Consider the following 13,889-nt stretch of genomic DNA (forward strand, 5'->3'; position numbering starts at 1 on the left):
AACCCCGTCTGAAGACACCGGTCCGGTCATGCGACCGGCGGCGTCAGGCGCCGAAGGTGCGCTGCCACCAGCCACGGCGGGGGCCGCCTTCCGCAGCGTCGGTCGTGTCGGCGGAAGGCTCAGCCTCCGCTTCGACAACCGCTTCGGGCTCTGCGATCGGCTCGACGACGGCGGTTGCGGCCGCCGCGCGGCGACGGCGCGGCGCCTTCGCAGGCGCCTCGACGACCGGCTCGTCGGCGACGGGCGCGTCGGCAACCGGGGCCTCGACGACATCCGCTGCGCGCGCGCGGCGACGACGGCGCGGCGCCGGAGCAGCCTCCTCGGCGATCGGCTCGGCGACCGGCGCCTCGGCGGCAGGCTCGGGGGCGATCGGCGCCGCCTCGACCTCGCTCGGCGCCAGCTCGGCCTCGGCCTTGCGGCCACGACCGCGCCGGCGATTGCGCGCGGGTGGCGCCTCGGCTTCCGCCTCGGGTGCGTCCGGAGCGGCTTCGATCGCGAGTTCGGGCTCGGCCGCAACCTCGTCTTCGGACACGGGCAGCGCCTCGGTCTCGCTCACAGCCTCCTGCTCGCGCGAAGCGCCACGACGGCCGCCACGGCGACCACGGCGGCCGCGACGCGGACCGCCTTCGCTCTCGACACCGATCCCGGCGGCTTCGGCCTCCGCCTCAGCGGCGGGCTCGCTCGTGCCGGCTTCAGCCGCCTCTGCGGCGTCGGCAGCGCGATCTTCCTGCAGTTCCTCGGCGGTCGGCTCGGTGCCGTCCTCGCGGCGACCGCCACGCCGACGACGGCGGCGACGGCGACGGCGAACGTCCCCGCTCTCGCCACCCTCCTCGCGCGCTTCCCGTGGCGCACGTTCGGGGCGCTCGCGACGCTCGCCCTCGGCTTCCGCCTCGGGCTCGAACTCGTCGGCCTCGTCCATCTCCTCGAGGAACTCGTCCTCGTCGTCCGGCTCGATGATCATCGGCGCGGGCAGGCGCGGCGCATAAGCGGGCGGCGGGCCGCCCGATTCCACCGTCATCCGCGCGCCCTCCGGCGTGCCGTCGCTGACGATGTCGATGGTGACGCCGTAGCGCTCCTCCATCTCGGCCAGTTCGGGGCGCTTGCGGTTGAGCACGTAGAGCGCCGCTTCCTGGCTGGCGCGCAGGCGGATCTGGCTGCCGCGGCCGCGCGCGGCCTCTTCCTCGAGCAGGCGGATCGCCTGCAGGCCGGACGAGCTGGCGGTGCGGATGAAGCCCGTGCCCTCGCAATGGTGGCAGACGCGGGTCGAGGCCTCCAGCATGCCCGTGCGCAGGCGCTGGCGGCTCATCTCGAACAGGCCGAAGCCGGAGATGCGGCCGACCTGGATGCGCGCGCGGTCGCTCTTGAGCGCGTCCTTCATCGCGCGCTCCACCTTCCGGTTGTTGCCGGAATTTTCCATGTCGATGAAATCGATCACGACGAGCCCGGCCATGTCGCGCAGGCGCAGCTGGCGCGCAATCTCGTGCGCGGCTTCCAGGTTGGTCGCGGTCGCGGTCTGCTCGATATTATGCTCGCGCGTCGAGCGGCCCGAATTGATGTCGATCGAGACGAGCGCCTCGGTCGGGTTGATCACGAGATAGCCGCCGGACTTCAGCTGGACGACCGGCTGGTACATCGCCGCCAGCTGATCCTCGACGCCGTGACGCTGGAACAGCGGAACCGCATCCTGATAGGGGAGGATCTTCCGAGCATGCGTCGGCATCAGCAGCTTCATGAAGCTGCGCGCGGCGCGATAGCCTTCCTCGCCCTCGACGATGACCTCGTCGATATCCTTGTTGTAGATGTCGCGGATCGCGCGCTTGATCAGGTCGCTGTCGCGATAGATTTCGGCGGGTGCCGACGAGGACAGGGTCTTTTCGCGGATCTCGTCCCAGAGGCGCGCGAGATAATCGAAGTCGCGGCGGATCTCCTGCTTCGTGCGCTGGAGGCCCGCGGTGCGGACGATGCAGCCCATCGTGTTCGGCAGAGCGAGATCGGCGAGGATCGACTTCAGGCGCTTGCGATCGCCGACATTGGAGATCTTGCGCGAGATGCCGCCGCCGTTGCTGGTGTTGGGCATCAGCACGCAATAGCGGCCGGCCAGGCTCAGATAGGTCGTCAGCGCCGCGCCCTTGTTGCCGCGCTCTTCCTTCACGACCTGGACGAGCAGCACCTGGCGGCGCCGGATGACGTCCTGAATCTTGTAGCGGCGGCGCAGGTTCTCGCGCCGCTTGCGCAGCGACTCTACCGCCGCATTGTCGTCGGCACCGGCCGAGGTCGGGCGCGGCGCTTCGCCTTCACCCTCGCCGTCGGCGTCATAATCCTCGGCGGCGTCCAGCGTCTCGCGCCCGCCGTCATCGTCCAGCCGCTCGACCTGCTCGACATCGTCGTCGTCATCGTCGTCATAGCCGCCGTCGCGCGCGCGGAGCGCTTCTTCCTCGGCGGCATGCTCGGCCTCCTCGCGGAGGAGCGCGTCGCGATCCTCCTTGGGGATCTGGTAATAATCGGGGTGGATTTCCGAAAAGGCGAGGAAGCCGTGACGGTTGCCGCCATAATCGATGAAGGCCGCCTGGAGCGATGGCTCCACGCGCGTCACCTTGGCGAGATAGATATTGCCCTTGAGCTGCTTGTGCTCTTCGGATTCGAAATCAAATTCCTCGACGCGGTTTCCCTTGACGACGGCCACGCGGGTTTCCTCCCGGTGGCGGGCGTCGATCAGCATACGCATGCTCATGTAAAAATCTCCGGGCGCCGCTGCGGTCTATTCGCGCGGCGCGAATCGACGGTGTCGCGCCGGGAGCGCCGGTGGCGCTGAGGGCGGCGATGCCGTGACATATGTTGAAAGAAATGGTGGTAAAAAACGCCTCTGCGGCACGGCCACCCGGAGCGCGATGCGCTCCGGAGACGCCCTCGCCCGCGTCGGCCTTCGCGACGTCGGACAGGAGGGAAAGATGGCTCATGCGGCTTCAACCTGACTGGGGACCGGCGCTTCTGAGCGCCGGTGCGTCCGGATGCGGGGCGAGGTTCGCCACGGATCGGACGGGACTTAGCTAGCATCGACCCGTCGCATCGGCAAGGGACGCTCCGGAGCCCGGGAAACCCTACGACCGGCCCGCCGCCGCCCCATCCCGCGCACGGATTCCCTTGTGGCTCATCCTCCGGTAGAGCGCCCGCCGTGCGCGCCATTCTGATCGCCCTCGCCTGTCTGGTGGCCGCGCCCGCCGTCGCCGCCGCGCCGCCCAACCGCGCGGTCGCCGATATCCCGCCGCGCCCGTCCCGCTTCAGGCTGCCGCCCGTCCTCGGCCCCGCCAAGGCGAGCCTGCCGCTCGTCGTGATCGATGCCGGTCATGGCGGCCACGACCCAGGCTCTTCATCGTCCGACGGCGACACGCACGAGAAGGATGTCGCGCTCGGCATCGCCAAGGCGATCCGCGACGAGCTCGTCGAGTCCGGCAAGGTCCGCGTCGCGCTCACCCGCTCGGACGACCGCTTCCTCGTCCTCGCCGAACGGCGCGAGATCGCCCGCCGGCTGCGCGCCGATCTGTTCATCTCGGTCCATTGCGATAGCGCGCCGAGCGCCAATGCGCGCGGCGCCAGCATCTATACGCTGTCCGAGACCTCCTCGGACCGCGTCTCGGCCGCGCTGGCGGCGCGCGAGAACAAGGCGGACGTGATCAACGGGGTCGATCTCAGCCGCGAGACGAGCGACGTCTCCTCGATCCTGATCGATCTTGCCCAGCGCGAGACGATGAACGTCTCCTCGGCCTTCGCGTCGCTCGTCCAGCGCGAGCTCTCGCCGCTCATCAGCCTCAAGCCCGACTTTCACAAATATGCGGGGCTGATGGTACTGAAGGCGCCGGACGTCCCCTCGGTGCTGCTCGAGACCGGCTATATTTCGAACGACGATGACCTCGCGCTGCTGACCTCGACCAGCTATCGGGGCAAGATCGCGACCGGGGTCCGGCGTGCGATCGAGGCCCATTTCGCCCGGCAGCGCATCGAGCGCGCCGAAGACAGGGAGGATATGTGATGAAACTTGTGCACCGTCTGGGAGCCGCCTTTCTCCTCTCCACCGCCGCGCTCGCGCCGGCGATGGCGCAGACTTCGATTCCGGCTGCCGTTGCCGACAAGGATCGCCCGCAGGCCGACAAGGATCGCGACGCCGATCGCAAGCCGGCCGAGATGCTGAAGTTCGCGGGCGTGAAGGCCGGCATGACCGTCGTCGATATCCTGCCCGGCGCCGGCTATTTCACGCGCCTCTTCTCCGACGTCGTCGGCCCCAAGGGCAAGGTCATCGCCTATGTGCCCGATGAAATGCTCGTGAAGAGCCAGGCCGCGCTGGAGCGCGCCAACGCCTTCGCCGCGGGCCGCTCGAATGTCGTCGTCATCCACAGTCCGCTGATGGCGCCGAACCCGCCCGGCATGCTCGCCGACGTCGTCTGGACCTCGCAAAATTATCACGATCTGCACAACATGACCGGGATCGATGTCGTCGCGTACAATCGGATCGTCTATGCCGGCCTCAAGCCCGGCGGCGTCTATGTCGTGCTCGATCATGTCGCGCCCGCCGGTTCCGGCCTGGCCGATACGGGCACCACCCACCGGATCGATCCGGCGACGGTGAAGGCCGAGGTGATCGCCGCGGGCTTCGTCTTCGATGGCGAGACCAAGGTCCTCGCCAATCCGGCCGACAAGCATGATCTGAAGGTCTTCGATCCGTCGCTGCGCGGCAAGACCGATCAGTTCGTCTATCGCTTCAAGAAGCCGAAGTAAGAGCGGCCGGAGGCGGGACGCGTGAGGATCGCGCTGAAGCGTGGTGGCGGCACGTCCCGCCTCTCGCCCTATCTGGGCAAGAGGTGGGTCCGCTGGCTGCTGGCCTCGCTGGGGCTGCTCGTCGCGGGCTGGATCATCTTCTGGTTCCTGTTCGTGCGCGGCCTGCCCTCGACCGACGCACTCCTGGCCTACGAGCCGCCTCTCCCGACCAACGTCCGCTCGATCGACGGGACGCCCGTCTACAGCTTCGCGCGCGAGCGGCGCGTCGAGCTCGGCTTCGATGAACTGCCCAAGCCGCTGATCGAGGCGTTCATCTCGGCCGAGGACAAGACCTTCTTCCGCCACAAGGGCGTCAACCCTCTGACCTTCCTCAACGGCGTCTTCGAATATGTGACGAAGTACGGATCGGGAGAACGCGCGCATGGCGGCTCGACGATCACCCAGCAGCTCGCGAAGAATCTCCTGATCGGCGACGAATATTCGCCGTCGCGCAAGATCCGCGAGGCCGTCCTCGCGGTCCGCATCGAGCAGGTGCTGACCAAGGAACAGATCCTCGAACTGTACCTCAACCAGATCTTCCTCGGCCGGAACGCGTATGGCGTGCAGTCCGCGGCGCGCGCCTATTTCGACAAGGACGTCGATCAGCTGACGCTCCCCGAGACCGCCTATCTCGCGATCCTGCCCAAGGCGCCGTCCAATTACGATCCCGATCGCCACGAGGACCGCGCCAGGGAGCGTCGCGCCTATGTCCTGCGCGAGATGCACGCCAACGGCTACATCACCGCCGAGCAGGAAGCGGCCGCAAACGCCGCGCCATTGGGCGCCGTGCCGCGTTCCGACGCGCGCCGCGACGAGGAGCGCCAGTTCGAAGGCCACTTCATGGAAGAGGTCCGCCGCGAGCTGATGGACCGCTACGGCGAGACCGACGAGAAGGGCAATCACGGCGTCTATACGGGCGGCCTATGGGTCCGCACTTCGCTCAACCCGGTGATGCAGAAAGCCGCCGAGCAGGCGCTGCGCCAGGGCCTGCTTCGCTATGATTCGGGCGGCGGCTGGCGCGGGCGCCTCGGTGCGATCGATGCCGGTCCCGGCTGGCAGGCCGCGCTCCGCAAGCTTAATCCGCGCACCGGTCTCGCCGAATGGCGCGCCGCCGTGGTCCTCGCCAAATCCGATGGTGCGGCGACGATCGGCTTCATGGACGGCAGCGAAGGCAAGCTGCCGACCTGGGGCGCGGCGCAGCCCAAGCGCGGCGTCGGCGGGCGCGCCTTCGATTTCCTGAAGGCGGGCGACGTCGTCCTCGTAGCGCGATCAGGCGATGCCTGGACGCTGCGATCGATCCCGGTCGTCTCGGGCGGCTTCGTCGCCGAGAATCCGCATACCGGCCAGGTGCTGGCGATGCAGGGCGGCTTCGATCCGCGCGAGCCGTTCAACCGCGCGACGCAGGCGCTGCGCCAGCCCGGCTCCTCGTTCAAGCCGATCGTCTATTCCGCGGCGCTCGAGGGCGGGATGACGCCCGCCTCGATCATCCAGGACGCGCCCTTCTGCGTGTTCCAGACCGCCTCGCTCGGGACGAAGTGCTTCAAGAACTTCACCGGCGGCTATGCCGGCCCGCAGACGATGCGCTGGGGCGTCGAGCAGTCGCGCAACCTGATGACGGTGCGCGCCGCGACGCAGACGGGCATGGACAAGGTCGTCGCGCTCGCCAAGGCGATGGGGGTCGGCGATTACCCGCCCTATATCGCCTATTCGCTCGGCGCCGGCGAGACGACGGTGCTGCGCCTGACCAACGCTTATGCGATGCTCGCCAATCAGGGCCGCAGCCTGAAGCCGACGTTGATCGATTATGTCCAGGATCGCCACGGCAAGGTCATCTGGCGTGCCGACACGCGACCCTGCGAAGGCTGCAACGCCAAGGACTGGAATGGCGGCGCGATGCCGCGCCCGGCACTGCGCGGCGCGCAGGTGCTGGACGCGATGAGCGCCTATCAGATGGTCCACATCATGGAGGGCGTCGTGCTGCGCGGCACGGCGACCGTGCTGCGCGATCTCGGCCGGCCGATGTTCGGCAAGACCGGCACGAACAGCGGCCCGACGAGCGTGTGGTTTGCGGGCGGATCGGCTGATCTCGTCGGCGGCGTCTATCTCGGCTATGATCGCCCGCGGCCGCTCGGCGGCTATGCCCAGGGCGGTACGATCGCAGCCCCGATCTTCCGCCAGTTCGCCGCGGTCGCAATGAAGGACATGCCCGTCGTGCCCTTCAAGGCGCCCGCGGGTATCCGCATGGTCCGCATCGATCGCCGGACGGGCAAGAAGGTGTTCAGCGGCTGGCCCGATCCGGCAGAATATAAGCCCGCGATCATCTGGGAAGCGTTCAAGCCCGAGAGCGAGCCGCGCCGCGCGATCGGCAAGCCTGAGCCCATCATCGCCAAGCCGACCCAGAAGGTGCGCTCCGACAGCGACTTCTTGCAGCGGGAGGGGGGCATCTACTAGATGCGCTCCACCAGTTTTACCCGTTCGGTTCGAGCAGCATCGAGCGAAGTCGAGATGCGCCCGTCGAGAACCCTTTCCTGAGGCGGTTCGCAGCCTTCTCGACTTCGGTTCTCGACAAGCTCGAACCTTCGCTCGAAGCGAACGGATCTTTGTGAGGACCGACTATCATGCGCGCCGAAGCGCAAGCCCATATCGACCAGATCGACGCCGCAATGGCGCTGGTCCGCCGCTTCCTCGATTGGGACCGCGCGCTGCGCCGGCTCGACGAGCTGAACAACCGCGTCGAGGATCCCAAGCTCTGGGACGATCCCAAGCAGGCGCAGGCGGTGATGCAGGAGCGCCGCCGGCTCGACGAAGCGATCGGCGCGGTCAAGACGATCAGCCAGGAGCGCGACGACACGATCGAGCTGATGGACATGGCGGAGGCCGAGGGCGACGAGGCGCTCGTCGATGAGGGCGTGGCGTCGCTCGCCGCGCTGTCCGAGCGTGCCGAGACCGACAAGATCAAGGCGCTGCTGGCCGGCGAGGCCGACGCCAATAACAGCTATATCGAGATCAATGCCGGCGCGGGCGGCACCGAGAGCCAGGATTGGGCCGAGATGCTCCAGCGCATGTACACGCGCTGGGCCGAGCGGCGCGGCATGAAGGTGGAGCTGATCGACTATCATGCGGGCGAGCAGGCGGGGATCAAGTCCGCTACCTTGCTGCTGAAGGGCGAGAATGCCTACGGCTATGCCAAGACGGAGAGCGGCGTCCACCGCCTCGTTCGCATCAGCCCTTATGACAGCGCCGCGCGGCGCCACACGAGCTTCTCGTCGGTCTGGGTCTATCCCGAGATCGATGACGATATCGACGTCAGCTACAACGAGAGCGATCTGCGGATCGATACCTATCGCGCGTCGGGCGCCGGCGGCCAGCACATCAACACGACCGATTCCGCGGTGCGCATCACGCACATTCCGACCGGCATCGTCGTCCAGTGCCAGAACCAGCGCTCGCAGCACAAGAACAAGGCCGAGGCCTATAACCAGCTCCGCGCGCGCCTCTACGAGCGCGAGCTGGCCGAGCGCGAGGCGGTCGCCAGCGCCGAGAATGCGACCAAGACCGACATCGGCTGGGGTCACCAGATCCGGTCCTATGTCCTTCAGCCCTATCAGCTCGTGAAGGATCTGCGCACCGGCGTGACGTCGACCGCCCCGTCGGACGTGCTGGACGGCGATCTCGACAAGTTCATGGCGGCGGCTTTGTCGCAGCGCGTGAGCGGCGAGACGGTGGATGTCGAGGATGTGGATTGAGGCCTGACCGCCCCTACGTCGCGCTTATGGGCAAGGCGCTCGGAATCGGCGCGGCGCTGCTCCTCGCCGCCTGCGGCCGGACCACGATACCGCCGACCCGCGACGCCGCAGGCTTTCCGCTACCCGATCGGCCCGTAGCCGGCATCGTCTCCGCCGCATGGTCCAACGAGGCTGATCGCGAGCGCGCCGGCGAAAGCATGGCCGTCATCGGGGCAGCGGGGGTACGGCCGGGCATGACCGTGGCGGATATCGGCGCCGGCGAAGGCTATTACACGCTGGCGCTGTCGAAGGCGGTCGGCGCGCAGGGAAAAGTCTTCGCCGAGGATATCGTGCCGAGCTACGTGTCGGCGCTGCGCCGTCGTCTGCGCGACGCCAGGATCGAGAATGTCGAGCTCATCCAGGGCGCACCCGACGACGCGAAGCTGCCCGCCGGCCACTTCGACCGCATCTTTCTCGTCCACATGTATCACGAGATATCGCAGCCCTACGGCCTGCTCTGGCGGCTGCGCCCCGCGCTGAAGCCCGGCGGACGGATCGTCATCGTCGATGCCGACCGTCCGACCGCGCGTCACGGCACGCCGCCGCGATTGCTGGCCTGCGAACTTGCGACGGCAGGATATCGGTCCGTCGATCGCCGGGACATGCCCGAAGCCGGCGGCTATCTGGCAATGTTCGAGGCGGCAGGCGAGGCCCCCGCCCCCGCCACGATCCGGCCCTGCAGGCCCTGACCTCGCGGGAGCGGGCAAAGCGTCACCGCTTCGGCGTGATCCGCATCACCGCGCCGGGATAGGCATCCTCGATCGCCCACAGCGCGCCGTCGGGCGCGACGGCGACGTCGCGGATGCGCTTGCCGAGGTCCCAGCGCTCCGCCGGCGTTGCACCGCCCTTGTCGTCGAAGGTGACGCGGCTGATCGACTTGCCGGCCAGCCCCGCGATCAACGCCGATCCGCTCCACTCCGGGAACATCGCACCGTCGTAAAAGGCGAAGCCGCCGGGCGCGATGACCGGCACCCAATATACGAGCGGCTTGGTGAGATCAGGCCGCGTGTCCGGGTGCGGGATCGGCGTGCCGCCATAGTTCATCCCGTAGGAGACGAGCGGCCAGCCGTAATTCTTGCCCTGCTCGATCAGGTTGAGCTCGTCGCCGCCGCGGGGGCCATGCTCGAGCTCCCACAGCCGCCCCTTCTTGTCGAACGTGAGGCCATAAGGCGTCCGGATACCCGACGCCCAGATTTCGGACGGCGCGATATTGGGCTTGCCCAACTTCACCATCGTCTTGACCGCCGCCTCGGGCGTCGGCCGATCGTTGATCGATTCGTAGAGGGGAATAGTCTGCGGGCCTGTCTTGCCCGCGCCGGGATTGCCGGGGGCTGGCTTGCCGTCGAGCGTCAGATGCAGGATCTTGCCCAACTCGCTGTTCGGATCCTGCGCCGGCCAGAAGCGCTGGCGATCGCCGACCGTGAGGAACATCGTCTTGCCGTCCGGCGCGAAGGCGATGATGCCGCCATATTGACCGCCCGAGCCCTTGGGCAGTTCGCGCCAGATGACCTTCAAGCCTTCCAGCTTGGCGGTCCCCGCCGATTCGACGATCCGGGTCCGCGCGACCGCGAGGCTGGCGCCGCCATCGCCCGGCTCCGAATAGGTCAGATAGATGAAGCGATCCTGCGCATAATGCGGCGAGACGAACACGCCGAGCATTCCCGCCTGCCCCTTGAACAGGACCGGCGGCGTACCGTCCACACGGGTCTTGGCGCCCTTCTGGGTGACGATCCACAAGCCGCCCGGCTTCTCGGTGATCAGCATCCGCGCGTCGGGCAGGAAGGCGATGCGCCACGGCATGTTGATCTGGGCGACCTCCGTCACCTCGAATGGCGGCTTGGTCGCGGCGATGCCGCCGGCATTGATCTGCGCGCAGGCCGGCGCGGCAACCGCGAATGCGATCATGGGAGCCAGGAACTGAATTCGCATGCTTGTCCTTCCGATGAATCTCGTGCCGCTTGCCGGAGGCCCGCGGCAGGTCTATATGGCCAATGTCCCCTCGACATTGGAAACTCTGGAGAGGCCGGTGCCGCCAGGTTCCGGCACGGGCCGGTGCATCCAAACGTCTCGAGAACCCATGACCGACATTACGACGATCGCCAAGCTGATCGAGCCCGAGGCCAAGGCCCTGGGCTTCGATCTCGTGCGCGTCGCTTTGTATGGCGGAAAATCCGATCCAGTGCTGCAGATCATGGCCGAGCGGCCCGATACGCGGCAGCTCGATCTCTCAGATTGTGAGAACCTGTCGCGGCGCGTGTCCGACGTGCTGGATGCCGCCGATCCGATCGAGGAGGCCTACCGGCTGGAAGTCTCCTCGCCGGGCATCGATCGCCCGCTGACCCGCCTCAAGGATTTCATCGACTGGGCGGGTTACGAGGCGCGCATCCGCCTCGCCGAGCCGCTCGAAGGCCGCAAGCAGTTCGACGCGACGCTTTCGGGCGTCGAGGGCGACAATGTCGTCATCTATGCCGAGCGCGTCGGCGAGGTTTCGATCCCCTTCGGCCAGATCGCCAATGCCAAGCTCATTCTGACCGACGCACTCATCAAGGCCACCGCCCCGCTCTCCACGGAAGGCGCGGACAAGATCATCGAAACGGGCGTCGCCAACGACACCGACGCCGACACGATTTCACAGGAAGGGTAACCGTACAAATGGCCACTGCAGCCGTTTCCGCCAACAAGGCCGAGCTTCTCGCCATCGCCGACTCGGTCGCGCGCGAGAAGCTGATCGATCGCGCCATCGTCATCGAGGCGATGGAAGACGCGATCCAGCGCGCCGCCAAGTCGCGCTACGGCGCGGAGAACGACATCCGCGCCAAGATCGACACGACCGTTGGCGATCTGCGCCTGTGGCGCGTCGTCGAAGTCGTCGAAGAGGTCGAGGATTATTTCAAGCAGGTCTCGGTCGCGGACGCGCAGAAGCTGCAGAAGGGCGCCGTCGTCGGCGATTATATCGTCGATCCGCTGCCCCCGATCGAGTTCGGCCGCATCGCCGCGCAGGCCGCCAAGCAGGTGATCTTCCAGAAGGTGCGCGATGCCGAGCGCGAGCGCCAGTATGAGGAATTCAAGGATCGCGCGGGCGAGATCATCGTCGGCACGGTCAAGTCGGTCGAGTTCGGCCATGTCGTCGTCAATCTGGGTCGCGCCGAAGGCGTGATCCGCCGCGACGCGCAGATCCCGCGCGAAGTGCTGCGCAAGGACGACCGCGTCCGCGCGATCATCCTGAAGGTGGTGCGCGAAAATCGCGGCCCGCAGATCTTCCTGAGCCGCGCGCACCCCGATTTCATGAAGAAGCTGTTCGCGCAGGAAGTGCCCGAAATCTACGACGGCATCATCGAGATCAAGGCAGCAGCCCGCGATCCGGGCAGCCGCGCCAAGATCGGCGTCATCAGCCGCGACAGCTCGATCGATCCGGTCGGCGCGTGCGTCGGCATGAAGGGCAGCCGCGTCCAGGCCGTCGTCCAGGAGCTGCAGGGGGAGAAGATCGACATCATCCCCTGGTCGCCCGACAACGCCACCTTCGTCGTCAACGCGCTGCAGCCTGCTCAGGTCTCGCGCGTGCTGATCGACGAGGAAGAGGAGCGGATCGAGGTCGTCGTGCCCGACGATCAGCTTTCGCTCGCCATCGGCCGCCGTGGCCAGAATGTCCGCTTGGCATCCCAGCTGACCGGCAAGGCGATCGACATCCTGACCGAGGCCGACGCGTCGGAGAAGCGCCAGAAGGAATTCGTTGAGCGCTCCGATCTGTTCCAGACCGAGCTCGACGTGGATGAGACGCTGGCGCAGCTGCTGGTGGCCGAAGGCTTCACCAGCCTCGAGGAAGTCGCTTACGTTGAGGTCGAGGAACTCGCGCAGATCGAGGGCCTCGACGAGGAAGTCGGCGGCGAGCTGCAGAACCGCGCGGTCGAGGCGATCGAGCGCCAGGAGGCCACGCATCGCGAGGCGCGCCAGGCGCTGGGCGTCGAGGATGCCGTCGGCGAACTGCCCTTCATCACCGAAGCGATGATGGTCACGCTCGGCAAGGCGGGCATCAAGACGCTCGACGACGTGGGTGATCTGTCGACCGACGAACTCGTCGAAAAGAAGCGGATCGAGCCGCGCCGTCGCAAGGAAGGCGCTCCTGCCCCGAAGGAAGACAAGGGCGGCGTGCTCGCCGGCTATGGTCTCTCGATGGATCAGGGCAACGAGATCATCATGGCCGCACGCCAGGCCGCCGGCTGGTTCGGCGACGAGGAGGTCGCTGAAGGCGAGTCCGACGGCGAGACGGAGGCGGAAGCCTGATGCCGTTCGTCGCGATCGAACTGGCGGGTGCCGCCACGCGCGAGCAGAAGGCGGCAATCGTCGCCGACGTGACCCGGTCGCTCGTCGAGCGGCTGGGCAAGCCGGCGGGCGCGGTTCAGATCGTGATCAACGAACATTCGACCGAGAATTACGGCGCGGCGGGCATCTTGCTCGCCGACCGGCCTGCGCCTCCCGCACAGGAGGTCGCGCCCGCGAATGTCGGACAATGAGCACACCGCTTCGGTAGAACCGATCACCCCCCCCCTCCCGCTCGCGGAAGGGGCCGGGGAGCCTGCGTCCGCCGCCGCGGCGGCGCTGGAAGACGATGACGAGCAGCCGCTGCCCGTCCACGGCAAGGGCGATCCCGAGCGGACCTGCATCATCTCAGGTCGCAAGGGTTCACGCGACGAACTGATCCGGCTCGCACTCGGCCCCGATGGCAGCGTCGCGCCCGACGTCCGCGCCAAGGCGCCGGGCCGCGGCGCGTGGATCGGCGTCGATCGTGCGACGCTGGAACAGGCGATCGCCAAGGGCCGGCTCGGCAAGGCGCTGGCGCGCGCCTTCAAGACCGCCGTCACCGTGCCGGTGGATCTCGCCGACCAGATCGAAAAGGCGCTGGAGCGCGCCGCGCTCGATCGGCTCGGGCTGGAAGCGCGCGCGGGCGCGCTGCTGACCGGCAGCGAACGGATCGTCGATGCCGCCCGCAAAGGCTCGGTCGATCTGCTGCTCCACGCGCGCGACGCCGCGGCCGACGGAAGCCGCCGTCTGGACCAGGCGCTGCGAGTCGGGCTCGGAACCGAAGGCAGTGGCGAGCAGGGACTCGTAATCCCGGCGACGCGCGCCATATTGTCGATGGCGCTTGGACGGGAAAATGTGGTACATCTCGCCTTGATCGCACCGGCTGCGGCTGCGCGCGTTTCTCACGCGCTGGGCCGGTGGCGCGGCTTTATTGGACGAGACGACCTCGGTCGGGATGGCGGCCCCTGAGCCTTGCGATCATTCGCAGGGCCTCAA

At 67.6% G+C, this 13,889-nt stretch carries 10 protein-coding genes and 1 pseudogene; 9 read left to right on the top strand and 2 right to left on the bottom strand.

All coding sequences use genetic code 11. From position 1 onward, the window contains the following. Positions 1 to 43: 43 nt before the first annotated feature. A complete protein-coding gene (locus tag Q4F19_RS04425; RefSeq protein WP_303540218.1) occupies positions 44 to 2,731 on the bottom strand; it encodes an Rne/Rng family ribonuclease in 2,688 nt (895 codons plus the stop codon). A gap of 480 nt (positions 2,732 to 3,211) precedes the next feature. On the opposite strand from Q4F19_RS04425, the pseudogene Q4F19_RS04430 reads away from it, so the two are divergent. From Q4F19_RS04430 to Q4F19_RS04450, 5 genes and pseudogenes are all read left to right on the top strand, one after another. Then, positions 3,212 to 4,027 (top strand): annotated as a pseudogene (locus Q4F19_RS04430) (N-acetylmuramoyl-L-alanine amidase family protein); the annotation flags it as partial. Further along, complete coding sequence (locus Q4F19_RS04435; protein ID WP_303540220.1) at positions 4,027 to 4,770, top strand: class I SAM-dependent methyltransferase; 744 nt, start codon at positions 4,027 to 4,029, stop codon at positions 4,768 to 4,770. The pseudogene Q4F19_RS04430 and the gene Q4F19_RS04435, both read left to right, overlap by 1 nt. Before the next feature lie 21 nt (positions 4,771 to 4,791). After that, entirely contained in the window at positions 4,792 to 7,260 is a 2,469-nt protein-coding gene (locus Q4F19_RS04440) for a penicillin-binding protein 1A (protein WP_431312363.1), read from the top strand. A gap of 167 nt (positions 7,261 to 7,427) precedes the next feature. Further along, a complete protein-coding gene (gene prfB, locus Q4F19_RS04445) occupies positions 7,428 to 8,555 on the top strand; it encodes a peptide chain release factor 2 (RefSeq protein ID WP_303540222.1) in 1,128 nt (375 codons plus the stop codon). Positions 8,556 to 8,581: 26 nt separating this feature from the next. Then, positions 8,582 to 9,283, top strand: coding sequence for a class I SAM-dependent methyltransferase (locus tag Q4F19_RS04450; RefSeq protein WP_303540224.1), 702 nt, complete (start codon positions 8,582 to 8,584; stop codon positions 9,281 to 9,283). 22 nt (positions 9,284 to 9,305) lie between these two features. Here the strand turns inward: Q4F19_RS04450 and Q4F19_RS04455 are convergent, their stop codons facing one another. Further along, a complete protein-coding gene (locus Q4F19_RS04455; protein WP_303540225.1) occupies positions 9,306 to 10,523 on the bottom strand; it encodes a PQQ-dependent sugar dehydrogenase in 1,218 nt (405 codons plus the stop codon). Positions 10,524 to 10,671: 148 nt separating this feature from the next. Between Q4F19_RS04455 and rimP the strand changes: the two genes are divergently transcribed. The 4 genes from rimP to Q4F19_RS04475 are packed head-to-tail and all read left to right on the top strand — an operon-like array spanning position 10,672 to position 13,862. Further along, complete coding sequence (gene rimP, locus Q4F19_RS04460) at positions 10,672 to 11,238, top strand: ribosome maturation protein RimP (RefSeq protein ID WP_303540226.1); 567 nt, start codon at positions 10,672 to 10,674, stop codon at positions 11,236 to 11,238. Positions 11,239 to 11,246: 8 nt separating this feature from the next. Beyond that, positions 11,247 to 12,875 (top strand): transcription termination factor NusA, encoded by a 1,629-nt coding sequence (gene nusA, locus Q4F19_RS04465; RefSeq protein ID WP_303540228.1) that lies wholly within the window; start codon positions 11,247 to 11,249, stop codon positions 12,873 to 12,875. Beyond that, entirely contained in the window at positions 12,875 to 13,105 is a 231-nt protein-coding gene (locus Q4F19_RS04470) for a tautomerase family protein (protein ID WP_303540231.1), read from the top strand. Before nusA ends, Q4F19_RS04470 begins: the two co-directional genes overlap by 1 nt. After that, on the top strand, positions 13,092 to 13,862 hold the full coding sequence (locus Q4F19_RS04475) for a DUF448 domain-containing protein (protein ID WP_303540233.1): 771 nt from the start codon (positions 13,092 to 13,094) through the stop codon (positions 13,860 to 13,862). The genes Q4F19_RS04470 and Q4F19_RS04475 overlap by 14 nt, the downstream gene beginning before the upstream one ends. Positions 13,863 to 13,889: the final 27 nt, after the last annotated feature.

The organism is Sphingomonas natans (genome assembly GCF_030546695.1).
GTDB lineage: Bacteria > Pseudomonadota > Alphaproteobacteria > Sphingomonadales > Sphingomonadaceae > Sphingomonas_I > Sphingomonas_I natans.